Source organism: Aerococcus sanguinicola (genome assembly GCF_008726925.1).
Lineage (GTDB): Bacteria > Bacillota > Bacilli > Lactobacillales > Aerococcaceae > Aerococcus.
The window spans coordinates 164,056-188,312 of sequence record NZ_VYWO01000001.1; the positions used below are offsets into that span (position 1 = coordinate 164,056).

22 protein-coding genes and 1 tRNA gene are annotated in these 24,257 nt (G+C 46.9%); 21 read left to right on the plus strand and 2 right to left on the minus strand.

Annotated features, from left to right (window positions below):
• Positions 1 to 66 precede the first annotated feature (66 nt).
• Positions 67 to 1,161 (minus strand): glycerol dehydrogenase, encoded by a 1,095-nt coding sequence (locus F6I03_RS00870; RefSeq protein ID WP_070430905.1) that lies wholly within the window; start codon positions 1,159 to 1,161, stop codon positions 67 to 69.
• Between the two features lie 787 nt (positions 1,162 to 1,948).
• On the opposite strand from F6I03_RS00870, the gene F6I03_RS00875 reads away from it, so the two are divergent.
• Positions 1,949 to 2,275 carry an AbrB/MazE/SpoVT family DNA-binding domain-containing protein gene (locus F6I03_RS00875; RefSeq protein WP_141737850.1) on the plus strand — a complete coding sequence of 109 codons (327 nt, stop codon included), beginning with the start codon at positions 1,949 to 1,951 and terminating at the stop codon, positions 2,273 to 2,275.
• Positions 2,259 to 2,555 (plus strand): type II toxin-antitoxin system RelE/ParE family toxin, encoded by a 297-nt coding sequence (locus F6I03_RS00880; protein ID WP_083290555.1) that lies wholly within the window; start codon positions 2,259 to 2,261, stop codon positions 2,553 to 2,555. The genes F6I03_RS00875 and F6I03_RS00880 overlap by 17 nt, the downstream gene beginning before the upstream one ends.
• 239 nt (positions 2,556 to 2,794) lie before the next feature.
• Here the strand turns inward: F6I03_RS00880 and F6I03_RS00885 are convergent.
• Positions 2,795 to 2,866 (minus strand) — tRNA-Arg (locus F6I03_RS00885).
• A 134-nt stretch (positions 2,867 to 3,000) separates the two neighbouring features.
• Between F6I03_RS00885 and clpP the strand changes: the two genes are divergently transcribed.
• From clpP to rnr, 19 genes are all read left to right on the plus strand, one after another.
• Positions 3,001 to 3,597 carry an ATP-dependent Clp endopeptidase proteolytic subunit ClpP gene (clpP, locus tag F6I03_RS00890; RefSeq protein WP_070430903.1) on the plus strand — a complete coding sequence of 199 codons (597 nt, stop codon included), beginning with the start codon at positions 3,001 to 3,003 and terminating at the stop codon, positions 3,595 to 3,597.
• A gap of 193 nt (positions 3,598 to 3,790) precedes the next feature.
• A complete protein-coding gene (locus F6I03_RS00895) occupies positions 3,791 to 4,627 on the plus strand; it encodes a helix-turn-helix transcriptional regulator (RefSeq protein ID WP_070430902.1) in 837 nt (278 codons plus the stop codon).
• Between the two features lie 41 nt (positions 4,628 to 4,668).
• Positions 4,669 to 5,838 (plus strand): Gfo/Idh/MocA family protein, encoded by a 1,170-nt coding sequence (locus tag F6I03_RS00900; RefSeq protein ID WP_070430901.1) that lies wholly within the window; start codon positions 4,669 to 4,671, stop codon positions 5,836 to 5,838.
• A 15-nt stretch (positions 5,839 to 5,853) separates the two neighbouring features.
• Positions 5,854 to 6,855 carry a Gfo/Idh/MocA family protein gene (locus F6I03_RS00905; protein WP_070430900.1) on the plus strand — a complete coding sequence of 334 codons (1,002 nt, stop codon included), beginning with the start codon at positions 5,854 to 5,856 and terminating at the stop codon, positions 6,853 to 6,855.
• A complete protein-coding gene (locus tag F6I03_RS00910; RefSeq protein WP_070430899.1) occupies positions 6,856 to 7,719 on the plus strand; it encodes a sugar phosphate isomerase/epimerase family protein in 864 nt (287 codons plus the stop codon).
• A 33-nt stretch (positions 7,720 to 7,752) separates the two neighbouring features.
• A complete protein-coding gene (locus F6I03_RS00915; RefSeq protein WP_210383785.1) occupies positions 7,753 to 8,835 on the plus strand; it encodes a Gfo/Idh/MocA family protein in 1,083 nt (360 codons plus the stop codon).
• Between the two features lie 234 nt (positions 8,836 to 9,069).
• Entirely contained in the window at positions 9,070 to 10,113 is a 1,044-nt protein-coding gene (locus F6I03_RS00920) for a sugar-binding transcriptional regulator (protein WP_070430898.1), read from the plus strand.
• Between the two features lie 51 nt (positions 10,114 to 10,164).
• The gene (gap, locus tag F6I03_RS00925) at positions 10,165 to 11,157 is read left to right on the plus strand and encodes a type I glyceraldehyde-3-phosphate dehydrogenase (RefSeq protein WP_150983035.1); all 993 of its coding nucleotides are present in this window, start codon (positions 10,165 to 10,167) and stop codon (positions 11,155 to 11,157) included.
• A gap of 82 nt (positions 11,158 to 11,239) precedes the next feature.
• A complete protein-coding gene (locus F6I03_RS00930; protein WP_070430896.1) occupies positions 11,240 to 12,433 on the plus strand; it encodes a phosphoglycerate kinase in 1,194 nt (397 codons plus the stop codon).
• 3 nt (positions 12,434 to 12,436) lie between these two features.
• A complete protein-coding gene (locus F6I03_RS00935) occupies positions 12,437 to 13,198 on the plus strand; it encodes a triose-phosphate isomerase (protein WP_070430895.1) in 762 nt (253 codons plus the stop codon).
• A gap of 30 nt (positions 13,199 to 13,228) precedes the next feature.
• A complete protein-coding gene (eno, locus tag F6I03_RS00940) occupies positions 13,229 to 14,527 on the plus strand; it encodes a phosphopyruvate hydratase (protein ID WP_070430894.1) in 1,299 nt (432 codons plus the stop codon).
• Between the two features lie 690 nt (positions 14,528 to 15,217).
• Positions 15,218 to 16,231 (plus strand): ornithine carbamoyltransferase, encoded by a 1,014-nt coding sequence (gene argF / locus F6I03_RS00945; protein ID WP_070430893.1) that lies wholly within the window; start codon positions 15,218 to 15,220, stop codon positions 16,229 to 16,231.
• Entirely contained in the window at positions 16,224 to 17,261 is a 1,038-nt protein-coding gene (argC, locus tag F6I03_RS00950) for an N-acetyl-gamma-glutamyl-phosphate reductase (protein WP_070430892.1), read from the plus strand. Before argF ends, argC begins: the two co-directional genes overlap by 8 nt.
• Positions 17,262 to 17,273: 12 nt before the next feature.
• Entirely contained in the window at positions 17,274 to 18,149 is an 876-nt protein-coding gene (gene argB / locus F6I03_RS00955) for an acetylglutamate kinase (RefSeq protein WP_070430891.1), read from the plus strand.
• Positions 18,150 to 18,159: 10 nt separating this feature from the next.
• Complete coding sequence (gene argJ / locus F6I03_RS00960) at positions 18,160 to 19,347, plus strand: bifunctional glutamate N-acetyltransferase/amino-acid acetyltransferase ArgJ (RefSeq protein WP_070430890.1); 1,188 nt, start codon at positions 18,160 to 18,162, stop codon at positions 19,345 to 19,347.
• 13 nt (positions 19,348 to 19,360) lie between these two features.
• Positions 19,361 to 20,563, plus strand: a complete 1,203-nt coding sequence (locus F6I03_RS00965) for an acetylornithine transaminase (protein WP_070430889.1) — start codon at positions 19,361 to 19,363, stop codon at positions 20,561 to 20,563.
• A 111-nt stretch (positions 20,564 to 20,674) separates the two neighbouring features.
• Positions 20,675 to 20,902 (plus strand): preprotein translocase subunit SecG, encoded by a 228-nt coding sequence (gene secG, locus F6I03_RS00970; protein ID WP_067976391.1) that lies wholly within the window; start codon positions 20,675 to 20,677, stop codon positions 20,900 to 20,902.
• 223 nt (positions 20,903 to 21,125) lie between these two features.
• On the plus strand, positions 21,126 to 21,890 hold the full coding sequence (locus F6I03_RS00975; protein WP_168160471.1) for an alpha/beta hydrolase: 765 nt from the start codon (positions 21,126 to 21,128) through the stop codon (positions 21,888 to 21,890).
• A complete protein-coding gene (gene rnr, locus F6I03_RS00980; RefSeq protein WP_150983036.1) occupies positions 21,887 to 24,256 on the plus strand; it encodes a ribonuclease R in 2,370 nt (789 codons plus the stop codon). The genes F6I03_RS00975 and rnr overlap by 4 nt, the downstream gene beginning before the upstream one ends.
• Position 24,257: the final 1 nt, after the last annotated feature.

Here is a 24,257-nt window from a genome sequence, read left to right on the forward strand (position 1 = left end):
TTTGTTGGTAATTTAAATTAGCCCCTAGCTTTTTACTAAGGGGCTAATTTTTGTTAAGGGGATGCTTTAATCGAGACTGGTCACATAGGCATCTACGGCAATGAGAGCATCTGCGATGTCTTCTGGGCTGAAGTCACCGACCATTTCGTGGATGGTTTCGCCATCTTGGAGAGCCAGTTCCCCAACTTTGACCAGGTCTTCATAAGACGTTTGGTCAAGTTTGAGTTCAGCTAGTGTGGTAGGTAAGCCAACAGATTGGTAGAAGTGGATGAAGCGGTCAATCACTGCTTTATCCGCTTGTTCAAGGAAGAGCTGGGTCAGGGTGCCGTAGACGACTTTTTCCCCATGTTGCATATGGTGAATGTCACCAGTGAGGGCAGTGAAGCCATTGTGGATGGCATGGGCGGCTGCTAGGCCACAACTTTCGAAGCCCAGGCCGCTGAGTAGGGTATTGGCCTCGATTACTGCTTCAACGGCAGGGGTAACGCGGTGTTCTTTCACTGCAGCTAGGGCGAGCGCGCCATATTCAAAGAGGGTTTCTTGACATTTTTCAGCAATCGCTTGACCGGCTAAACTCGCTTTACCGCCTGCCATGGTTTTACCCTGGGCTTTAATGACAGAGAGGCCTTCCACACAGGTAGCCATCGCGTCGCCAATACCTGCAGCAAAAAGACGGGCTGGAGCTTGGACAACGACGGCGCTATCCACTAGGACGAGGTCAGGGTTCTTGTCATAGAAGCGGTAACCTTCGAAGACACCTTCATCGCTATAGATAACGGATAGGGCAGAGGTTGGAGCGTCACTCGAAGCCAGAGTAGGGATGACGATAACAGCAATATCTGTATTATCCCCGATGGCCTTGGCTGAATCGATGGTCTTGCCACCGCCTAAGCCAATGACAGCGTCGCAGCCTTTATCTTGGACAATTTGAGAAACGCGGTCAATTTCGTTAACAGAAGCTTCACCATTAAAGGCTACCCGTTCAATTTCTAAGCCTTGGTCAGTGAGGAAGTGGTTGAAGGCTTCACCTACAATTTCCCAAACGGTATCGTCACAGAGTAGGAGTGGACGCTCGGTTAGGGATTTGATGTAATCAATGCCTGACTTGAGGGCACCCTTGCCTTGGACATAGCGTGATGGACTAGCGAAAACGCGATTCATAAGAATTCCTCCTTAAAGTTAATTAATGTTTTCACAAACTTATTTTAGCATTTTTTTAATCATTATTGAAGAGAAATGATTGGATGAAAGTCTCAACTAATTTGTGCTAAATTAATGGATTAAAGCGGTTGATTCAAATGAGATGCGATAAATTATTTTGTAAAGACTAACTGAGTGATCGTAAAGAAATTAGAAGAGTCTGAGCATCGGATTACGAGCCTACTGATTGAGAATTAATTTAAAAAAACTTGAAGAAGCATGTGGATCAAGGAATTGAGTGTAAGCGGACTTCAAGTGATGACTGGTAGGCGTTAATTTGATAGATATAATTGAAATAATGAATAACGCTAGCTATAATTTAAGTGATGATCTCACTAAATATGTACAAGAAAAGCTTTCAGAAAGCAAAAATTTGAAGTCTTTGCTGAGGTTTTTGTTACTTCAACAATAGGCAATCGAAGCAGAAAAAGAATGGCAAATAATTTCTAAAGATCTTGAACCCATCCGTTAAAAGCACCAATCAATAAACAGCTTAGGTGCTTTTCTTATGGTTAATTTCGAGAGGTGAGCCAATGTCTAAAATGAATGAGTTAAAGTCTTCCACATATTAATTAATTGAACGGATAGGTATCGTGAGGTAGGCATCTAGAAGTCAAAAAGGCATATTCGACCGAAAAGCGACTAAGTCTTAGCAAATGAATGGACAAGGGTAAAAGGTATTAGACTATCAGGCCTTATCAAGATATAATGTAATTACTAAAATAATTACAAAAGAGGAGATGAGATTATGGTAGTTAAGGCGAGAAGGCAAGGAAATTCTTTGATGATTACTATTCCAAAAGCTTTTAATATTAGTGAAGGGGAGAGCTTTAAGCCCCACTTACAGGAAGATGGGATTTTCTTTGAACGAGTAGAAAGTGTCCCGCGCTTTCTTGATGACTATGATGACCTATTACTAACAGAGATTGTTAATGAGGGTTACAAAGACGGCAAGGCCATTATTCAAGAGATGGAACGCCGAAAGAAGCTCATGGAGAAACGTTTAGATGAACTCATGGACGAACCAGCAACACAAATGACCGAAGAGGATTTCAACCGTGAATTTGGGCTATAAAATCTTTTTCCGAAAGAGTGCAGAGCGGGAATTAAAGAAAATGAAAGACAAAGGTCTGCTTAAGTTGATTGGGCAAGAAATTTATCAAGTCATAGCAAAAGATCCCTATTGCGGAGATAGGAAAAAAGGGGGATTGAAAGATATTTACACTCGACCAATCCGCTATCCAAAATCGCAGTATCGAATTGCCTATACGATCCATGAAGATATTGTGACAGTAGAGATTATCCAAGTTGGAAGTCGTGAGAATTTCTATAAAGAACTAACACGTAAAATCTAAACTTATTCCCTTGTTTTAAAAGGTAGGGGGATTGTTGGAAAAAGGCTTAACTTGTTGGGCTACCATTAGTAGGAGCTGATAAGTTTTGACAAGTTTCAAACTAGAAAGATCTAAAACGCTTTTGGTGTAGATGTTCCAGTTTTTTGTGAATGATTAGATAACAAAAAAGGAGGCCATTGCGGTCTCCTTCATTGATATTTATATATAATAACTTTCAAAGCTCACTAGCTTTCACAAAATACGCCCAGAGGGAATCGAACCCCCATCTCAAGAACCGGAATCTTACGTGATATCCATTACACTATGGGCGCAAAAATTAACAACAAGATTATTATACAATTTTTCTATAGAGATTGCAAATCTTTTTTGAGACTTTCTGCTTGACCATTGTTGACCAACCGTGTATGATAGAATTAAACAATGTATAGGGAGGTAGTTTTAATTTATGAATTTAATTCCTACAGTAATCGAACAATCTTCGCGTGGTGAACGTGCTTATGATATTTATTCTCGCTTGTTAAAAGACCGCATCATTATGATGAGTGGGGGCGTGGATGACAATATGGCGAATTCTATTATTGCCCAATTGCTCTTCCTCGATGCCCAAGACCCTGAAAAAGATATTTACATCTATGTGAACTCACCAGGTGGTTCTGTGACAGCCGGCCTTGCTATCTATGATACCATGAACTTTGTAAAAGCAGATGTGGTAACGATCGTGACCGGTTTAGCAGCTTCCATGGGCTCTGTTATTGCCATGGCAGGGGAGAAGGGCAAGCGTTACGCCTTACCTAACTCTGAAATCTTGATCCACCAACCACTCGGTGGTGTCCAAGGTCAAGCCACAGAGATTGAAATCACAGCCCGTCATATTCTGAAGACTAAGAAGAACTTGAACCGGATTATTTCCGAAGCGACGGGTCAAGATATCGAAGTGATCGAGAAAGATACTGACCGTGACAATTGGATGTCAGCTGAAGAAGCCAAAGAATATGGGATTATTGACCATATCATGACCTCTAATGCGGAATTGCAGAAATAGGGCATGACTGCCGTTTGAATTAAAATAAATGTTAATAGAGACTGGATTTTTCCAGTCTTTTTTTGCAAGAAATCATGTTCAAAACATCACAAATAGCACGCTCAGTCAAAAATAAAAGACTTTTCAACAAACATATCTAATGATTAAAAGCGCTTTCTTAGGTATAATAAACTTGTACGAGGCAGGTGGCAGAATGGATGAAGAAATTTATGCGGGCTATAACCTGCAGGGTGGCGATGAGTGGTTAGAGTTTCACACTCACCGCCAACTTGAAATTTACCAGTTTATCGCTGGTTGTTGTTATTTTCAGATTGGTAGCCAGTTCTATGAACTTGAGCCAGGAGATATTTTGCTGATTGACGGCATGGGCCTGCACAAGGCTTTCGTCAAGGACCAAGGAGAGGTCTACAGACGCCATGTGGTGCATTTTACCCGGGAGTCGATCCAGCCCCTCCTAGCTAGTTTGGACGCGAGCCGTCTCCTAGAGCTCTTTAAGGAGGGGCAGGGCAGCCTCTACCGGATGACCCAGTCTTCAGATAAGGAAGTCGTTTCGGAGAAGATGCGAGCCTTGGCTGAACTCACCCAGTTGGACTCCTCTTATAGCTTCCATGAACAGCAAGTTAAGCTACAAATTGTGGATTTGCTTATGACTTTGGACCGGATGGACCATGAGTCGATTCTGGAAGTCAGCGCCCGCCAGGAAGAGCCCTTGCTCAGGGTCCAGGAGATTGCTTCCTATTTAACCCAGCACTATCAAGAGAAATTAGATCTAGATAAAATTGCAAGCGGTGTCAACCTGAGTAAGTCCTATGTCTCCCACTTGTTCCGCGAGGTGACAGGGATGACCGTGATCAATTTCCTGATGAAGTACCGCCTCTTACAGGCTCGTTATCATTTGATGATGAGCCGTGATTTATCGATCCAAGAGATCGCCCTGGCCAGTGGTTTTGAGAGCAATGCCCATTTCTCGCGTTATTTTAAACAGAGTGTGGGCATGACACCGAGTCAATTTCGCAAGGCCAATCGTTAATAACTGTCGATTAAATATAATAGAAATAAGGAGATGTTATTATGGCAGACAAATTAAAATTCGCTATTATCGGTTTCGGGACACAGGGTTCAGCTTACGGACGCTTTATTGATGAAGGCATGGTTCCTAGCATTGATTTAGTGGCTGTATGTGATATTGATGACGAACGGACAAAATTAGCTAAAGAACTTTACCCACAAGTTGAAACTTATGCTGACTATAAGGAATTGATCGATTCCGGCAAGGTTGAAGCGATTGTGACGACTGTACCTCACTACCTCCACCCTGAAATGGCTATCTATGCCCTAAGCAAGGGGGTTCACGTGCTCAATGAGAAGCCTGCTGGGGTATACACCAAGCAAGTTAAGGAATTAAATGAATATGCCAAGACGGCAGAGGCAACTTATGCCATCATGTTCAACCAACGGAATAACCCGCTCTACCAAAAGATTAAAGCCATTGTAGATTCCGGTGATTTAGGTGACCTCCGCCGGTCAAACTGGATCATTACAACTTGGTGGCGGCCACAAGCTTACTATAACCAAAGTGACTGGCGGGCAACTTGGGGCGGCGAAGGCGGCGGCGTCTTAGTCAACCAAGCACCCCACCAATTAGACTTAATTCAATGGATCGCTGGTGTACCTGAATCGGTTTACGCGATGGTTCAAGAAGGTTACCAACGTGATATCGTGGTGGAAGACCAAGTCCACGCTATGCTACGTTACAGCAATGGAGCCACCGGTGTCTTCGTAACTTCAACCAACGAAATTGCCGGTTCAGACCGCTTAGAATTATACTTCGACAAGGGTAAGATTGTTGTTGATAATTCTCAAACAGCAACCGTTTACCGCTTGAAAGAAACCGAGCAAGAAATCAACAAAGAATTTGATGCCGCTAAGGTGAAACGCATGATGGCAGGCGAAGATGTCTTCGGTGACCTCTATGAATCTGTAGATACGATTGAAGAAGAAAATGTTTGGGGTGCCCAACACTCTGGCGTAATGGAAAACTTCGCCCAACATATCCTCAATGGCAAAGACTTAATTGCACCAGGGGATGAAGGCATCAATGGGGTTCGTTTAGCCAATGCTATCCAAATGTCAGGTTGGACCGGCGAAGAAGTTTCTATTAAGAACTTCGATGATGACAAATTCCTCGGCATGTTGAACGAACACATTGCTAAAGAAGGTAAGTTTGAACAACGCCAATAAGAAAGGAAGCTAGACATGCTTAAGGTTGGACTTGTCGGCCTAGGAACGGTGTCAGTGGTCCACTTGAGAGCTATCGAGAATGCCCAGGCAGCTGAATTAACAGCTGTCTGCGATCTCGATGAAAGCCTGAAATCTCAAGTTGAAGGGACGCCTTTCTATACCGACCTAGATGAAATGCTGGCCCAGGAAGACTTAGACGTGGTTCATATTTGCCTGCCCCACCACCTCCACGATGAGGCGGCGCTGAAGTGTTTACAGGCAGGGGTCCATGTTTTCCTAGAGAAGCCCGTTACAATTGATGCCAAACGGACGCGTGAGCTCTTGGATGCCCAGAAAGATCTGGCTAATGGGACTAAACTTGCCATCTGCTTTCAAAACCGCTTAAATGCAACCGTCCAGGAACTCAAGCGGATCTTAACAGAAGAAGATACCTCGCCTGTGATTGCTGTCAAGGGAATTGTGGCCTGGTACCGCCCTGAGGACTACTATACGATGAAAGCTTGGCGCGGCCGGGAAGCGGAAGCAGGTGCAGGGACCATTATCAACCAATCCATCCATACCTTGGACCTCATGCATTATGTGACGGATACCGATTGGGTCGCTTGCCGGGGGATGCTCGGCAATTTACTGGAGTATGATATTGAAGTCGAAGACTCCGCCATGGCTAATTATGAATTGAGTGATGGCAGTCACGGCTTCTTTGCGGCGACCAATGCCTATTATGGTAATGATTCCATCGAGTTACAGGTTGTTACCCAAAAGTCCCGCTATACCATTAAAGATGACAAGCTTTTTGACGACCAGATGAACTGCTTGGCAGAAAATGAAAGCTTGCCCGGGACTAAGATTTACTATGGGCCGAGCCACCAGCGCTGTATCGAGAACTTCTACCAGGCCATTATTGACAACACGGAAGACTATTGCCAGCTGTCCGATGCCTTAACCACGATGGAAATGATCGATGCCATGAAGGCGTCATCGAGAAGCAAAGAAACGATCTATAAGGGGGATATTTAAATGAGTAAAATTGGCGTTCAAGCAATGATGTTAAGAGATAAGTTTGAAGAATTGGGAGCCTATGAGACCCTAAAGAAGGTCAGTGAATTAGGCTATTCAGCTGTTGAAATTTCCCAAATTCCAATGACTGAAGAGAATGTCCAAGAAATTAAACGAGCTAAGGAAGACTTCGGGATGGAAATCGCTTCCTTATCTTGTAACGTGATTGATGAAGGCGTGCCTGGGGGCAATGATGCCTTAGATACGAAGTTCGACAAGATTGTCCAAGACTGCAAGACCTTAGATGTTGACTTGCTTCGGATTGGGATGCTGCCCTTTAAGAATATGAAGAACAAGGAAACGGCATTGGAATTCTGCCGGGAAGCCAATAAGTATGCCAAGCAATTAAAAGAGCACGGCATCCGTCTTTTCTACCACAACCACCATGTGGAATTCCGCCGCTATGAAGGCAAGTTCCTCTTAGATATCATTGCGGAAGAGTGCCCAGACTTGGACTTCGAATTTGACCTACACTGGGTTCAACGGGGTGGGGCGAGTCCTATCTCAATCTTAGAACAGTATGCTGACCGCACCGACTTAGTTCATATTAAAGACTACCGCATTGGTGAAATTCCTGACGAAGCTTTTGAAGCTTTGGAAGCGGAAGATGTGGCAACCTTCTATAATTACTTCACGAATATTGTAGAATTTGCTGAGATTGGCCAAGGCTCTATGGACTACAAGGCGATTATCGATAAGGCGGTTGACTTAGGCATTTCTTACCTCTTAGTGGAACAAGACATGCTGTACGGACGCGATCCTTTCGATTGCTTGGCTGATTCTCGGGACGCTCTCTACGAACTAGGCTTTAAAGACTTATTCTAAAATAAATCAGACAAAGATGAAGGAGGAATTAGTTTGGGCGCAAATGATGGGATGAATTATGCACCAAAAGGAAAGGTAAACCATGTGGTAGAGCCTGGAGAATTCCAGGTGGGCGTGACAGCCCTCGACCACGGTCATATTAACGGGATGACCAATGGCTTAATTGAAGCAGGGGCAACAATTAAGTATGTCTACGATCCCGACCCTGATAAAGTAGCTGAATACCGGGAAACTTTCCCCGATGTAGAAGTAGCTGACTCTCTTGAACAGATCCTGGAAGATCCTGAGATCAAGATGGTCGCAGCTGCAGCCGTTCCTAACCTGAGAAGTGCCTTAGGGAATCGGGTGATGAAGGCGGGTAAAGACTACTTCACGGACAAGACAGGCTTTACCAGCTTAGACCAATTAGCAGAAACCCGCCGCGTACAGAAGGAAACAGGTCGCCGTTACTTTGTTTACTTCTCTGAACGCCTGCACGTTGAGGCCGCTGTTTTGGCTGGCCAGCTCATTGAAGAAGGTCGGATTGGCAAGGTCATCCAGGTGACAGGTTTTGGTCCCCACCGTCTAGACAAGGAAAAACGCCCCGATTGGTTCTTCAATAAAGAAGAATATGGGGGAATCCTGGCTGACATTGGTTCGCACCAAATCGAGCAATTCCTTTATTACACAGGGAATGAAGATGCCAAGGTGCTTGCTTCTAAGGTTGCTAACTATGCCAACCCCGATGTGCCAGAATTAGAAGATTATGGTGATGCCACCCTAGTAGGGGATAATGGGGCCACTTTCTTCTTCAAGGTGGATTGGTTCACACCAGACGGACTCCCAACTTGGGGCGACGGTCGGACCTTTATTACAGGAACCAAGGGCACCATTGAACTCCGCAAGTATTTAGATGTGGGGCGTGAAGACAGCCTAGACCATGTTTACTTAGTCACTGAAGAAGGCGTGGAACACCGCCAAGTTACTGGCGAAATTGGCTTCCCCTTCTTCGGGCAAATGATCTTAGACTGCTTGAATGGTACAGAAGAAGCGATGACCCAAGAGCATATCTTCAAAGCCCAAGAGCTCTGCTTGATTGCCCAAGACCAAGCTCAAGTCATCCAAAGTAAACTTTAAAACTAATAAGCTGGACTGATTATGTCCAGCTTATATTATTTTTGACCCCCATAATAATAGGGGATTTACATTCTTTTTACAAAAAACTGCCAAGTTTTTAAGCTGATAGCTTGCACTTTAGACGGAAGCTTGCTATACTAACGGTGTAAAGAGATTTGAGACAAATTTTTTTACAGACACTTGGTCAGAAATTGTCTACCTGGACAATAACTGGCCAGCGAAATGAGGGAGCTTATGGATCTATCTTTAAGTTTAATTGAAGATGTGGTCCCAGAGCTACACGCAACTTACCGCTTGCGGATTCGGATATTGAGTCTGCTTTCAGCTGAAGGGCCCATGGGTCGTAAGACCATGGCCTTGCGCTTAGACCTCACTGAGAGGCGGGTGCGAGCTGAGACAGATGTCTTGGACAAGCAGGGGCTTTTAGAGAAATTGGCCTCAGGCATGGTCCTGACTTCTAAGGGCGAAGAGGCAATTACAATTGCCCACCGCTTATTTAGACTCGAAACCGATATCCATGTCCTTGAACGCCAACTCGCTGACTTACTCGGCATCCAAGCGGCCCTAATTGTTGATGGGGTCTTAGGCATGGATGACGAAACATCAGCTAAGATGGCACAAGCCTTGTCTTCTTTCTTGGCAGACCATCTGGACAAGGGCCAGCAAGTGATTGCTGTGACCGGGGGATCAACGGTCCAAGCTGTCGTGCCTCATCTTTCTAGCCGTCTCTTAAGTGATCATCGGACCTTTACCGTTGTTTCAGCACGAGGAGGTATGGGAGATGAAGCGGCAAACCAGCCCAACACGATTAGTGAAAGACTGGCGCAACTCCTGGGTGGGCAGAGCATATCGCTCTACGCCCCCGAAAGTTTGAACACAGCAACTTATCAAATGTTGCTCAAAGAGCCACAGATAAACAAAACCCTGCAGCGCTTAAAGGAAGCCAATGTCTTACTCTTTAGCGTAGGGAATGCGGATATCATGGCCAAGCGACGCGATTTGGATGCTAAGGCTTGTGACTTTATCAAGTCCAAGGCAGCCATCGGCGAAGCTTTTGGATGCTTCTTTGATAAGGAAGGTAAGATTGTCTACCGGGTACCACGGATTGGCATTCAGATTGAAGATGTCCATCAAATTAAGTGGCCGATTCTCGTGGCCGGCGGTGAAGTTAAAGCAGATGTCATTACTGCCTTCGCCAAAATCGCTCCTCCGCAATTAGTTTTGATTACGGATGAAGGAGCAAGTCATATGGTATTAAATGGAGCCAAGCTCTATTGATATAAAATTGTTGTATAACTGTTGTAGATCTTACAAGGAGGAATTTACACTATGGCAAAGAAATTAGCAATTAACGGTTTTGGCCGTATTGGTCGTTTAGCTTTACGTCGTATTTTAGAAAAGGGTTCAGACTTAGAAGTAGTTGCAATCAACGACTTAACTGATAACGAAGACTTAGCTTACCTATTAAAATATGATACTGCTCAAGGACGTTTCCCTTACAGTGTTGAAGCTAAAGCAGATGCCTTAATTGTTGATGGTAAAGAAATCAAATCCTATGAAGAAGCAGATGCTTCTAAATTACCTTGGGGTGAATTAGGAATTGACTTCGTACTTGAATGTACTGGTTTCTACACATCAGTTGACAAAGCACAAGCTCACATCGACGCTGGTGCTAAGAAAGTTTTAATTTCAGCTCCTGCTAAAGGCGACCTTAAGACCATCGTTTACGGTGTTAACCACGATATCTTAACGACAGAAGACAACATTGTATCAGCAGCTTCATGTACAACTAACTGCTTAGCTCCAATGGTTAATGTATTAAACAAAGAATTCGGTGTGAAACGTGCTTTAATGTCTACTATCCACGCTTACACTGCAACTCAAAAAACACAAGATGCTCCAGGTGGCCGTAAGAACCGTGCTGGCGCAGCTAACATCATCCCAGCTTCAACTGGTGCTGCTAAAGCAGTTGGTAAAGTAATCCCTGAATTAGACGGTAAGATCGACGGGACTGCTCAACGTGTACCTGTAATCACTGGTTCAGAAGTTGAACTTTACTCAGTTCTTGAAAAAGAAGTAACTGCTGAAGAAATCAACGCTGCTATGAAAGCTGCTTCAAGCTCAGCCTTCGACTACACTGAAGACGAAATTGTTTCAGCTGACATCATTGGTTACCCATATGGTTCTGTATTCGATGCAAGCCAAACTAAGATCATGGATGCAGACGGTGGCCAATTAGTTAAGACTGTTGCTTGGTATGATAACGAATATGGTTTCACCAGCAACATGATCTCTACTTTAGAACACTTTGCTAACCTATAAGAGAAATCTTTAAACTAGCGGGGAGCTTCGCGCTTCCCGTTTTTTTAAAAGTAATTAGGCAAAGATAGAAAAGGGGTTTAGCATGGCTAAAAAAACAATTGAAGATATCGATGTAAAAGGCAAAAAAGTATTAATGCGTGTGGACTTCAACGTGCCAATGGATGGGTCAACCATTACCGATGATAACCGGATGGTCCAAGCCCTCCCAAGTATTAAATACGTCTTGGAAAACCAAGGCAAGTTAATTCTCTTCTCCCACTTAGGTAAGGTTAAGACCGAAGAAGACAAAGCGTCGAAGACCCTTCGTCCTGTAGCCGAACACCTCGAAGAATTATTAGGTCAAAAAGTGACCTTCGTTCCTACAACCCGGGGTAAGGAATTAGAGGATGCCATCAATAACTTAGCAGAAGGCGAAGTGCTTCTCTTTGAAAACACCCGTTTCGAAGATATTGACGGCAAGAAAGAAAGTGGCAATGACCCAGAATTAGGTAAATACTGGGCATCTTTAGGTGACGTTTTCGTTAACGATGCCTTCGGTACAGCCCACCGTGCCCACGCTTCCAATGTAGGGATTTCCTCTAACATTGATACCGCTGTTGCTGGCTACCTCATGGAAAAAGAATTAAAATTCTTAGGCGATGCGGTTGAAAATCCTAAGCGTCCTTTCGTTGCTATCCTCGGTGGGGCTAAAGTTTCCGATAAGATCCAAGTGATCGAAACCTTGCTGGAAAAAGCTGACAAGGTCTTAATCGGTGGTGGTATGGCCTACACCTTCCTTAAAGCTAAAGGTTATGAAGTAGGGAACTCTTTACTTGAAGAAGATAAAGTAGACCTTGCCAAAGACTTAATGGAACGCGCTGGTGACCGTTTAGTGTTACCAGTTGACGTGACCATTGCAGATGATTTCTCCAATGATGCCAACACTAAGACAGTGGCTGCTGATGAAATCCCTGCAGGTTGGGAAGGTTTAGACTGCGGACCTAAGACCATTGAAGCCTTCAAAGAAGTGCTTAAAGATGCGAAAACAGTTGTATGGAATGGACCAATGGGTGTATTTGAAATGCCTGCCTTCGCTAAAGGAACCAATGCTGTCTGCGAAGCCATTGCTCATCTAGATGGTGCAACCACTATCGTTGGTGGCGGGGACTCTGCTTCAGCTGCTCAAAAATCTGGCTTTGGCGATAAGTTCTCACACATCTCAACTGGTGGGGGCGCATCCATGAAATTCTTGGAAGGTGCTGAACTTCCAGCTGTTGCCGCTTTAGACGACAAGTAAACCTTGCCTGAGCTGATATTAGGAAGGATTTGCCAAGCGGCCAGTTCTGAACGCCAGCTTGACCAAGCCATTCGCGGCGTTGATCAAGTTATCGCTGCAACAGAAGGCATCCAGCATATCCATTTCCTTCCTACTCTATTTATCAGTCAATTTAGTCCGAGCGCGTTTCAGGCATGCGCGTTTGGCAGCCAAAACTGCTCGGCCCAAAACGACTATGCGGAGCTGGGCGAGTGTACAGCCTACCAAGTCTACCAGGCAGGGGTAAGTTACTGCCTAGTAGGGAGCGCTAGCCGCCGCAAGGCCTTTATGGAGAGCGATACAGAGGTCTCTATGAAGATTAAGAACTGCCTGGCTCTTGGTATCCGTCCCGTCCTCTGCCTGTCCCTGCCTCGAATGAGTCGGGAGTGGAACATGCAGAGTGTCTGGCTAGCCCAGCAGATTTGGCAGATCTATTCGAACTTGACAGCTGAAGAACAAGCCCAAGTTATGATTCTTTTTGAAGGATCAGAAGCGGGCCAAGACTCGCCAAAAGTCTTAGCAGACTTGGCCCAATTGATCCGCGACACAGTCTTTGAGATTGCAGGCGAAGCCATTGCCCAGTCTCTAGACTTGGTCTACCTGGTCAATCGTAAAGAAGAGCTCCAGCTCGACCTGCTGAAAGATGGAAACTTTAATGGAATCTTTTCTAATGACCGAATGTTGTCAGACGAGGACTGGTTAGCTGTCATCAAAAGCTTGCAAGCTGATTATCTTATGGTAAAATAAATTTAATTTAAAAAAAGGAGCAATTAAAGCATGTCATTAATTACTGATGTTTACGCACGCGAAATCTTAGATTCACGTGGTAACCCTACAATCGAAGTTGAACTCTACACTGAATTAGGTGGCTTTGGCCGCGGTATGGTACCTTCTGGTGCATCAACCGGGGAATATGAAGCCGTTGAACTTCGCGATGGTGACAAAGACCGTTACCTCGGTAAAGGGGTTACCAAAGCAGTTGAAAATGTAAACACTTCAATTGCTGAAGCAATCCTTGGCTTAGACGTTCAAGACCAAATTGGTATCGACAACACCATGATCCAATTAGATGGTACGCCAAACAAGGCTAAATTAGGGGCTAACGCTATCTTAGCGGTTTCTTTAGCTGCTGCACGCGCTGCTGCTGATGAATTAGGCGTTTCTCTATACAACTACTTAGGTGGATTCAACGCTAAAGTTCTTCCAACACCAATGATGAACATCGTAAACGGTGGGTCTCACTCTGACGCACCAATCGCTTTCCAAGAATTCATGATTGTTCCTGCTGGGGCACCTTCATTCAAGGAAGCTTTACGCTGGGGGACTGAAGTATTCCATGCCCTTAAAGATATTCTTAAAGGCCGTGGCTTAGAAACTTCTGTTGGTGACGAAGGTGGTTTTGCTCCTCACTTCAAAGGGACAGAAGACGCTGTTGAAACTATCATCGAAGCCATTAAAGCTGTTCACTTAGAACCAGGTAAAGATGTCTTCATCGGTTTCGACTGTGCAGCCTCTGAATTCTACAATGATGGCAAGTATGACTACACAACCTTCGAAGGTGAAGGCGCTGCTGTTCGTTCTGCTGCTGAACAAGTAGAATACTTAGAAGAATTAGTTTCTAAATACCCAATCATCACCATTGAAGATGGTATGGATGAAGATGACTGGGAAGGTTGGAAACTCTTAACTGAACGTTTAGGCGACAAGATTCAATTAGTTGGGGATGACCTCTTCGTAACGAATACTGAACGCTTAAGCCGCGGGATTGAAGAAGGTATTTCTAACTCTATCTTGATTAAGGTTAACCAAATCGGTACTTTAACAGAAACCTTCAACGCTATGGAAATGGCTAAACGCGCTGGCTATACGAACGTGGTTTCCCACCGTTCAGGTGAAACTGAAGATGCTTCAATTGCTGACATCGCAGTTGCCTTCAATGCTGGCCAAATTAAGACTGGTTCATTATCACGGACTGACCGTATTGCGAAATACAACCAATTACTCCGTATCGAAGATGAATTAGGCGAATTAGCTGAATACCAAGGTCTTAAAGCTTTCTACAACCTTAAAAAATAAGGTCTAAAATTTCCTTAATAAAAAATTATGATCATCCACTATTCTTGTTGGCCTTATAGCGAGCGGGATAGCGCCAGACTCTTTTGGGTCTGGCTTTTTTGTCTTTTAATATACTGTGCGATTGAGCATGCGTTGCGCTATTGAATTTGATCGTTAAATGATAAAAGCTATAGGCCTCGGCTTCTTTTGTGAGCTTGGTCTCTAAAGGGTTCGAACTTAAATTCCCACCTCCTGATATAGCTTTTTTTAAAAAAATATAAAAAAGCCCTTGACTATAAAATGAAAAAATGATTAAATAATACTAATCAAAATCTTAGAAACAAAGAGTAACAGGTGGGATTCTCTTAAGCGAGCAGCTGGTGGTGGAAGGGCTGCGAGAAACTGACTGTGAAACGTCTTGTTGAGATGGCCGGTGAAGGGAGTAATCGGACCCGCAGAAATTGCGTTAACATTAACTAAGTGAAGCTGACAAGCTAAGAATTAGAGTGGTACCGTGGAATTTTCCGCCTCTTATCGTCTGGGACGATAGGGGGCTTTTTTATAAGGGACGACTGTCTTGGGCGGGTTTCTAGGTAGTTGGATGCCAACTACCAGTAGAGTGGTACCGTGGTTACACCGCCTCTACTGTCGGATGACAGGAGGTGGTGTTTTTTATTTAGGCGAGAGCTTGACATTTAAGGAGGACATCTGATGTTACAAGGAAAAGATTTTTTAAAGATTAAAGATTTTACACAGGACGAATTAACGTATTTAATTGACCTTGCCCTACATTTGAAGGGCTTGAAGGCAGCGGGGATTCCCCATAAATACATGGAAGGTCAGAATATTTGTCTCTTATTTGAGAAGACCTCAACTCGGACTCGGGCAGCCTTTACGGTAGCGGGGGCGGACCTGGGAGCAAGTGTTGAATTCTTAGGGGCCCAGGATATCCAGTTAGGGAAGAAAGAATCCGTTGCTGATACCGGTCAGGTCCTCGGACGAATCTTCGATGGCATTGAATACCGGGGCTATAGCCAAGAGGTCGTGGAAAGTTTGGCTGCTGCTTCTCCGGCACCCGTATGGAATGGCCTAAGCGATGTCTCCCATCCAACGCAGATGATTGCGGACTTTATGACGATTAAAGAGGTCTTTGGTCAGCTTGATGGGATTAAACTGGTCTACTGTGGTGATGGAGCGAATAACATGGCTAATAGCCTCTTAATGGCTGGGGCTATCCTGGGGGTAGATGTGACGGTTGCAGCGCCCGCAGGCTACCAACCTGACCCAAGTATTTTAGCAGAGGTGAAGGACCGGGCCCAGGCATCTGGGGCTCAAATTGAAGTAACGGCAGATATCAAGCAGGCGGTCCAAGGGGCCAAAGTGATCTACACCGATGTTTGGATCTCGATGGGGGATGAAGCTGAAGCGGACCAACGCCTGGCTGACCTCCAAGGCTACCAAGTGACCCAAGACTTGATGGACCAAGCCGATCCTTCCTGTATCTTCCTCCACTGCCTGCCTGCCTTCCATGATGGCGAGACGAGCTTTGCCCAGGAAAGAGGCCTGGGGGAATTGGAAGTGACGGACGAGGTCTTTAAGAGCCAAGCCGCCTACCAATTCCAACAAGCGGAGAACCGGATGCATTCGATTAAGGCGATTATGGCTGCGACCAACGGCCACCTCTTCGTGCCCCAGTTGAAGAAAGGAGGCACTGACCATGATTAAGGTAGCGGTAATTGGGGGTAATGGCTATACCGGACTCGAACTCCTGCGCCTCTTAGCCAAACACCCCTATGTTGACATCGCCCATGTGACTTCGAGGTCCTATGCTGGTCAGGTCATTGGCCAGGCCTTTCCCCAGCTGGTTGACCTCGGGGACCTAGCTTTTGAAAACTTGGACCTTGATAAAGTTCAAGCAGCTGACTTGGCTTTCCTTTGCCTGCCCCATGGCCATGCCATGACGATTGTCGGCCAGATTGACCTCGAACACACCCGGGTCATTGACTTGGGGGCGGACTTCCGCTTAAAAGACCCAGCAAGTTATGAAAGCTACTACCAACAAGTGGCACCACCTAGCAGCCTGCTGGATGAAGCGGTCTATGGCTTAGCCGATATTTACCCTGAAGTCATTCAAGAGGCCCGCCTGGTGGCTAATCCAGGTTGCTTTGTGACGTCGGTTTTGTTGGGACTCTATCCTGCGCTTGAGTCAGGCTTTATCGAATCTCAAGAGATTATGATCAGCTCCGCTTCCGGAATCTCTGGTGCCGGACGGAATGAATCCCTGGATAATCTCTATGCAGAAATGACAGAGAACTTCAAGGCCTATAAGCCCTTGACCCACCGCCATGTACCGGAAATGGAAGCGGAACTCGGACGTTTCGCCAAGGAAGAAGTCAAGGTGGAATTTGTCCCCCATCTCTTGCCTATTGCCAGAGGGATCCAATCGACCATCTTTACCCGGTTGAAGGCAGCTATCGACTTGGAGACTATCCATCAGCACTACCAAGACAGCTACCAGGATTCCCCCTTTGTTCAAGTACTGCCCTTGGGGACTCTGCCCCAAGTCAAGCAAGTGCGGGGGACGAATCGTTGCCAGATTGGTCTAGCTCAAGATCCCCAAACTGGGCGCCTGATCATTTTTTCCGCCCTTGATAATTTGATGAAGGGGGCAAGCGGCCAAGCTGTGCAGAACATGAATCTCTTATTCGGTTGGCCTGCTAACTTGGCTTTGGACCAGTTGACGCTTTGGCCTTAAAGGAGGAAAACGATGACAAATGAATGCGACGCACGGGTGCAAGTTCTACTAGAGGCTTTGCCCTATGTTCACCAGTTCCACCAAAAAATTGTTTTGGTCAAATTCGGTGGCCATGCCATGGTGGATGAAGCAGCTAAGATGGCCTTTGCCCAAGATATTGTTTTAATGCAGGCTGTAGGGATCCTACCAGTGGTTGTTCACGGGGGTGGACCTTTTATCGGGAAAATTCTCGAACGCATGGGTATCCAGTCCCGCTTCGAACAGGGGCTCCGGGTGACCGATAAGGAGACCTTGGAAGTGGTTGAAATGGTTCTCGATGGCCAGGTCAATGGGGACGTGGTCAAGCGCATCAACCAGATGGGGGGACGTGCCCTCGGCTTATCGGGTAAGGATGGTCAACTCATCCAAGCCAAGCCCCTGGTCCTGTCTAACTCTAAAGCTGAGCCCATTGATCTCGGTTATGTGGGCCAGGTCCAAGGTATTCAGAAAGACCTGGTGCTGGATGTTATTCAAGCGGGCTATGTGCCAGTAATCTCCTCAGTTGGAGTGGGCGCGGATGGTCAAGTCTACAATATTAATGCAGACACGGTTGCCAGCCAGTTGGCCCAAGCTTTAGGAGCTGTCAAGGTTGTCCTCTTAACGGATGTTAAAGGGGTCTACCGGGACCCGGCTGATCCCCAGACCCTTATCTCAACTTTGACTGTCGATGAATTTGTTCAGCTCAAGGAAGAGGGGATACTTACTGGGGGCATGCTGCCTAAGATTGAGGCGGCCTTAGCGGCTATCCAAGCTGGCGTTGACCGGGTCCACTTGATCTCTGGTAGCGAACCCCATGCCCTGTTAGAGGAATTATTTTTTGATGCGGGGATCGGCACGATGATTGAATAGGAGGACTTAGATGAAAGATGTATTAGACCAAGGACTAGCGAGTATTCCAGGTTTAGAAAGCTGTGGCGCCCACCTTGGCTTTAAGTATAAGAAGAAAGACATGGGACTCATTTACTTCCCTGACGGGGCTGAAGTGGCAGGTGTCTTTACCCAAAACCTTGTCCAGGCCCATCCAGTGAAATTCTGCCAGGCCCAGCTGGAGGCAGCTAGCCGCTTCAAAGTGATTGCGGTCAATAGTGGCAATGCCAATGCCTGCAATGGGCCAGATGGTTGGCAAGCTTTGAAGACTTGCCAGGCTTGCTTGTGTGATTGCCTTGAGGTGAAGGCAGAAGAATTTTTGATGGCTTCAACCGGGGTTATCGGGGAGAGCTTCGATGTGAGCCCCTTACTTGCTAAGTGTCAAAGCTTATGTGACCAGTTAGGAAGAACTTCTTCAGATGATTTTGCCCAAGCCATTCTAACGACTGACACCTGTACCAAGCAGCTGGCCTACCAGTTCGATGGCTACCGGATTGCGGGAGTGGCCAAGGGATCTGGGATGATCCATCCCAATATGGGGACCATGTTAGCCTTTATCGCAACGGATGCTGATTTGAACCAGGCCCAGCTCGGGAAGCTACTCTACCAGGTGACCCAGAAGACCTTTAACCGGATTACGGTGGATGGGGACAGCTCGACCAATGATTCGGCCTTCTTAGCCGCAACGGGTCAGGCTGGCCCAGTTGATTTGGACCAATTCGCCCAAGACCTGGAAGTGGTGATGCGGGAATTGGCTCAAATGATCGTGCGTGATGGGGAAGGGGCGACGAAGTTCGTCACGGTAAGGGTTGAATCAGCCCAAGATGAAGCCCAGGCCCTGGCTGTCGCCAAATCGGTCGCTACTTCCAACCTGGTTAAGACGGCCCTCTATGGTGAGGATGCTAATTGGGGACGGGTCTTAGCGGCGGCTGGCTATGCAGAAGGCCTGCCGGTTGATCCCGACCGGATGAGCATTAGCTTCCAGTCGCTGGCCGGTGCGATAACGCCCTACCAGGATGGTCAGGCCCAGGTTATGGACGAAGACCTAGCCAAGCGAATCCTCCATGAAGATGAAGTCCTCATCCAGCTGAATCTCGGCCTTGGCCAGGCCCAGGTTGATGTCTGGACCTGTGACTTCTCCCACGATTACATTAAGATTAATGCGGAATACCGCTCTTAGAAAGGATGCTTAGATGACAAGTCAAAAAGAATGGAGCCAGCGCGGGCAGGCTGCCTTATTGAACTTATTTAACCGGGCTGACCGGGTAATGGCTAAGGGGGAAGGGGCCTATCTCTATGACACGGAGGGCAAGGCCTATCTGGACTTCATGTCAGGGATTGCCGTTAACGCCTTAGGTCACGCCCATCCCGCTTTATTGGAAACGCTCACTGCCCAAGCCAAGCAAGGCATGCATTTCTCAAATTATTATTGGAATACGCCAGCTATTGAACTAGCTGAAAAGCTCAGCCAAAAGACCGGCTTAGGCCAGGCCTTCTTCTGCAATTCCGGAACGGAAGCCAATGAGGCAGCGATCAAGTTAGCCCGTAAGTGGGGCCGGGAAAACAAGGGAGAAGAAGCGATTCAAATCATTAGCTGCCAGCAATCCTTCCACGGTCGGACCATGGGAGCGCTAGCTGCCACTGGCCAGGCTACCTTACAGGCTCCCTTTGCCCCCATGTTAGCAGGTTTCTCCTATGTGCCTTATAATGACTGCCAGGCGCTCAAGCAAGTAGTTAATCAAGAAACCTGTGCCATCATGGTCGAGCCCATCCAAGGTGAGGGGGGTGTCCATCCCATGAGCCAGGCCTTTGCTCAAACTTTAAAAGAGCTCCAGGCCGAAGCCAATATTTTACTGATTATGGATGAAGTGCAAACGGGCGTTGGACGGACCGGTCACTTCCTAGCTAGTCCCTCTTATGGCTTGGAGGCCGACATGCTGACCCTAGCCAAGGGCCTAGCGGGCGGTTTCCCCATCGCTGCCTTGCTGGCGGGGCCTAAGATTCAGGAAATTGTCCAGCCAGGGGACCATGGCAGTACCTTCGGGGGCAATCCCTTAGCCTGTGCCCTAGCTCATACGGTCCTCGATGTGATCGACCAGGACCAGCTCTTAGCCAATGTCAAGGCGCGCTCCCAGCAATTACAGGAAGGGCTTGCGGCGATTAGCCAAGAACTTGGGGGCATCGTTGAGGTCCGCGGCCAGGGCTTATTGCTCGGCATCGAAGTGAGCGTGCCGGTTGGCGAACTTTGCCAGGCCTGCTATGACGCGGGGCTTCTCTTAGTGACTGCCAAGGGGAATGTGATCCGCTTCCTGCCCGCTCTCAATGTTACAGAAGAGGAATGCGACCAGGCTTTGCATATTTTTGCCCAAGTCTTAGACGAGCTACAGACTTCCTAATGTTTTTGCTTCTAACAAGCCCCAGGGATCTGAGCCAAAAGCATTGTTTGCTCAAGCAACTTGTGATAGAATAGGGACTGTATAATTTTATTTATGAGATGAGGGGATGTATTGTACGATATTTTACTAACGGCAATGATTGTCATTGCAATTCTATTAATATTAGTCGTTATTGTGCAACCATCAAAGAATAATCCGAGCAATCTAACGAGTTCTGATGCCTCTGTCGGTAAACGCAAGAAGGCTCGTGGCTTTGAAGCGGCCATGAACCGTTTTACCGTCGTACTTGGTTTTGTTTTTATGGTAATTGCATTATTAATTGCTAAAATTTCATCATAAGATTGACAAGAGCCAGGTTCAACCTGGTTTTTCTTTTGCTTCGGATATAATGTCTTGCTAAGAACGCCTCACTTTTAGTTAAGGCCTAGAGCTAAGGCAAAGCATTCACTGTCTGAACAATTAATAAATGGACAAGCTTGTTTTTTCTGAAGGGTATGGGTTGTCTTCCCTAGGCCGTCTTCGGTAAAATGAAAGTAAGTGAAAGATCTTGAGGAGGGGTATTGTGAAATTACCTGGACCATTCTATTTTAAAGCTGGCCCCCGTGCCGTTCTCTTACTGCACGCCTATACAGGGACAGCCAATGACCAACGGATGCTCGGCCGCCGCCTAAACCGGGAGAATTATACGGTGCTAGGCCCTAATTTTACCGGGCACGCAACAACTGATGTCGACCAATTAGTGGAGACTCCGACTGCCCAATGGATTGAAGATGGACGGCAGGCCCTGGCCCAATTGCGTGCAGATGGCTATGAGGAGATTGCTGTCTTCGGTTTGTCCCTAGGCAGTAGCATTGCTAGCCGCTTGCTCTTGGATGATGACGCGCTCTTAGGAGGCGGTGTCTTTAGCTCTCCTTTGATGCTAGATTCCATTAGGGATAGTCAGGTGCCCCAAGCCTTTATCGAGTATGTGAAGAAGGTCGGGCAGCTATTGGGCAAGAGCCCCGAAGAGATTGCAGCTAAGGTCCAAGCCATCCAGCCTAAGTTAGACCGGCGCTTGGAAGATATGGACCAGATGAATGGCCAGATTTGCCAGGATCTGGCGGGCTTGGATAAGCCCTATTTCATTGCCCAAGGGGAGAAGGATGAATTGATTGATGGGACTGCCGGTAGCCAGCTCAAGGCTTATTTAGAAGACTTGGGCAAGCACGTTGATTTTGTTTCCTATCCAGAAGCCGGCCATGTTCTCACCGTAGGCAGCAACCACAAATACTTAGAAGATGATGTCCTCAAATTCTTAGAAGGACTAGATTGGAAAGATAAGGCATGAATAAAGAACAGGTAAAAGACCAACTTTTACAAGCCATCAAGGCGAGTGACCAGAGACAAACGGCTTCAGATTACAGCCGTCTCTTAGCTTACGATTCAGCAAAAGATTTTACAGACTTTGTCAACTTGATCGCAGAGTTGGAACGCCAGCATGAAATTGTCATCCTGGAAGACGGGGCCTTGGACCTGGCCCAGGACTATGACCAATTGACAGGCCGACTCTCCGTCAACAAGAAGGGCTTCGGCTTTGTGAGTGTAGAGAATCTTGAACGCGATATCTTCATCCCAGCCAAAGACCTTAATGGGGGAATGAACGGGGATACCGTCCAAGTAGAAATTACCCAAGAAGCCAAGGAATGGGAAGATAAGTCCGCTGAGGGCAAAATTAGCCAAATCCTGGACCGGGCCAACCAACAAGTGGTCGGGGAATTCTACCCCTTCTCGGACGACGACCAGGAGAAATACCAGGCCATTGGTTACATCAAGCCTCTCAACCATTCTTTGGGGCAGATGACCTGCCTCGTCACGGACCAGGGCCTCAAGCCCGTCGAAGGTGAAATTGTCCGGGCTGAAATCGTCGACTATCCGACCGCTAAATTAGCGATGACCTGCCGGGTTCTCGTCAAAGAAACGGTGGGCCACAAGGATGCGCCTGGTACGGATATCCTGGCTGTCCTAGCCATGTTCGACATCCCCCATGAATTCCCCCAAGAGGTGGTGGCGGAAGCAGAAGCTGTCTCAGAGACCATCAGCCCAGACGACTTAGCCAGACGGATGGACCTGAGAGACCAGCTGACCATTACCATTGATGGGGCGGACGCTAAGGACTTGGACGATGCCATTTCCTTGAAGCCTTTGGATAAGGGGGGCTATGAATTAGGGGTCCATATTGCGGATGTTTCCTATTATGTGAAGGAAGGTTCGGCCATTGATCAAGAAGCTTTTGACCGGGGGACCTCTGTCTACTTAACCGACCGGGTAGTGCCTATGCTGCCCCAACGCCTATCTAACGGGATCTGCTCCCTCCAAGAAGGGGTGGACCGTCTTGCGATGTCCTGCTTGATGACCTTGTCGCCTCAGGGCAAGGTAACAGACTATCAGATTGGTCCTAGTGTCATCCAATCCGACCACCGCATGACCTATTCGGATGTGAACGCCATCTTAGCCGGCCAGGACCAAATCCTGCGCGACCAATACCAGGATATCTTGGCCATGCTAGAGGGGATGGCCGACCTCCACCATATCTTAGAAGGCCAGCGTAAGCACCGGGGGGCTATTGACTTTGACACCTCAGAAGCAAAAATTATTGTTGACGAAACAGGCTTCCCAGTGGATATCCAGCTGCGTGAGCGCGGCCTGGGTGAGCGGATGATTGAGTCCTTCATGCTGGCAGCCAATGAGACGGTGGCTAGACATTACACCCAAGCGAAGAAGGCCTTCATCTACCGGGTTCACGAGCAACCAGACATGGACCGGATGCAGAACTTTCTTCAATTCGTCACGGCGATGGGGGTCAAGGTCAAGGGGACTTCTTCTGATATCGCCCCCAAGGAATTGCAGGAGATCCTCAAGAAGATTGAGGGTGAGTCGTATGAACCCGTTGTGAAGATGATGATGCTCCGTTCCATGCAGCAGGCCCACTATGATACCGAAGCCCTGGGCCACTTTGGCTTGGCCGCTGAGGACTATACCCACTTCACCTCGCCCATCCGGCGTTATCCGGACTTGATTGTCCACCGACTGATCCGCCAGTATGCTAACCATGAACATAATACAAGCACCCAGAATAATCTGGGCGAGATCGCCGAACAATCCTCCAAGCGGGAACGGCGCAGTGTGGATGCTGAGCGGGAAGTCGACAGCCTGAAGAAGACGGAGTTCATGTTGGATAAGGTGGGGGAAACTTTCCCAGCCATTATCAGTTCAGTGACAAACTTCGGTCTCTTTGTCCAATTGGAAAATACCATCGAAGGCATGATCCATGTGTCCAGCCTCAAAGATGACTATTATAACTTTATTGAGAGTCACTTGGTCTTGATTGGCGAACGGACGGGGAGAAGCTTCAAGATTGGGGATCCCATCCAAGTTAAGTTAATCAATGCCGATGTGGATTCTAGGCAATTGGACTTCCGCTTGGTGGAAGAAGAGGCTGACGTTGAAGAAGCGAACGGCCAGCCAAGCGACCGAAAGAAGCCTAAGAAGAAGGGCAAGTCCCATAAGGCCAAGCCCAAGGACTTCAAGTCCAGCAAGAAGGACAAGAAAGGCCAGCCTAAGAAGAAACATGGCAAAGGCAAGAAAAAGAAGAGATCTTCCCAAGCTAAGCACAAAGGCCAGGGAAATTTTAAGATCCGTAAACGACACCAGTAAA

Bases quoted from the DNA above. Each gene is read 5' to 3' on its own strand.
- F6I03_RS00870 (WP_070430905.1), bottom strand. From the start codon at position 1,161: ATGAATCGCGTTTTCGCTAGTCCATCACGCTATGTCCAAGGCAAGGGT.
- F6I03_RS00875 (WP_141737850.1), top strand. From the start codon at position 1,949: ATGGTAGTTAAGGCGAGAAGGCAAGGAAATTCTTTGATGATTACTATT.
- clpP (WP_070430903.1), top strand. From the start codon at position 3,001: ATGAATTTAATTCCTACAGTAATCGAACAATCTTCGCGTGGTGAACGT.
- F6I03_RS00895 (WP_070430902.1), top strand. From the start codon at position 3,791: ATGGATGAAGAAATTTATGCGGGCTATAACCTGCAGGGTGGCGATGAG.
- F6I03_RS00900 (WP_070430901.1), top strand. From the start codon at position 4,669: ATGGCAGACAAATTAAAATTCGCTATTATCGGTTTCGGGACACAGGGT.
- F6I03_RS00905 (WP_070430900.1), top strand. From the start codon at position 5,854: ATGCTTAAGGTTGGACTTGTCGGCCTAGGAACGGTGTCAGTGGTCCAC.
- F6I03_RS00910 (WP_070430899.1), top strand. From the start codon at position 6,856: ATGAGTAAAATTGGCGTTCAAGCAATGATGTTAAGAGATAAGTTTGAA.
- F6I03_RS00920 (WP_070430898.1), top strand. From the start codon at position 9,070: ATGGATCTATCTTTAAGTTTAATTGAAGATGTGGTCCCAGAGCTACAC.
- gap (WP_150983035.1), top strand. From the start codon at position 10,165: ATGGCAAAGAAATTAGCAATTAACGGTTTTGGCCGTATTGGTCGTTTA.
- F6I03_RS00930 (WP_070430896.1), top strand. From the start codon at position 11,240: ATGGCTAAAAAAACAATTGAAGATATCGATGTAAAAGGCAAAAAAGTA.
- eno (WP_070430894.1), top strand. From the start codon at position 13,229: ATGTCATTAATTACTGATGTTTACGCACGCGAAATCTTAGATTCACGT.
- argF (WP_070430893.1), top strand. From the start codon at position 15,218: ATGTTACAAGGAAAAGATTTTTTAAAGATTAAAGATTTTACACAGGAC.
- argC (WP_070430892.1), top strand. From the start codon at position 16,224: ATGATTAAGGTAGCGGTAATTGGGGGTAATGGCTATACCGGACTCGAA.
- argB (WP_070430891.1), top strand. From the start codon at position 17,274: ATGACAAATGAATGCGACGCACGGGTGCAAGTTCTACTAGAGGCTTTG.
- argJ (WP_070430890.1), top strand. From the start codon at position 18,160: ATGAAAGATGTATTAGACCAAGGACTAGCGAGTATTCCAGGTTTAGAA.
- F6I03_RS00965 (WP_070430889.1), top strand. From the start codon at position 19,361: ATGACAAGTCAAAAAGAATGGAGCCAGCGCGGGCAGGCTGCCTTATTG.
- rnr (WP_150983036.1), top strand. From the start codon at position 21,887: ATGAATAAAGAACAGGTAAAAGACCAACTTTTACAAGCCATCAAGGCG.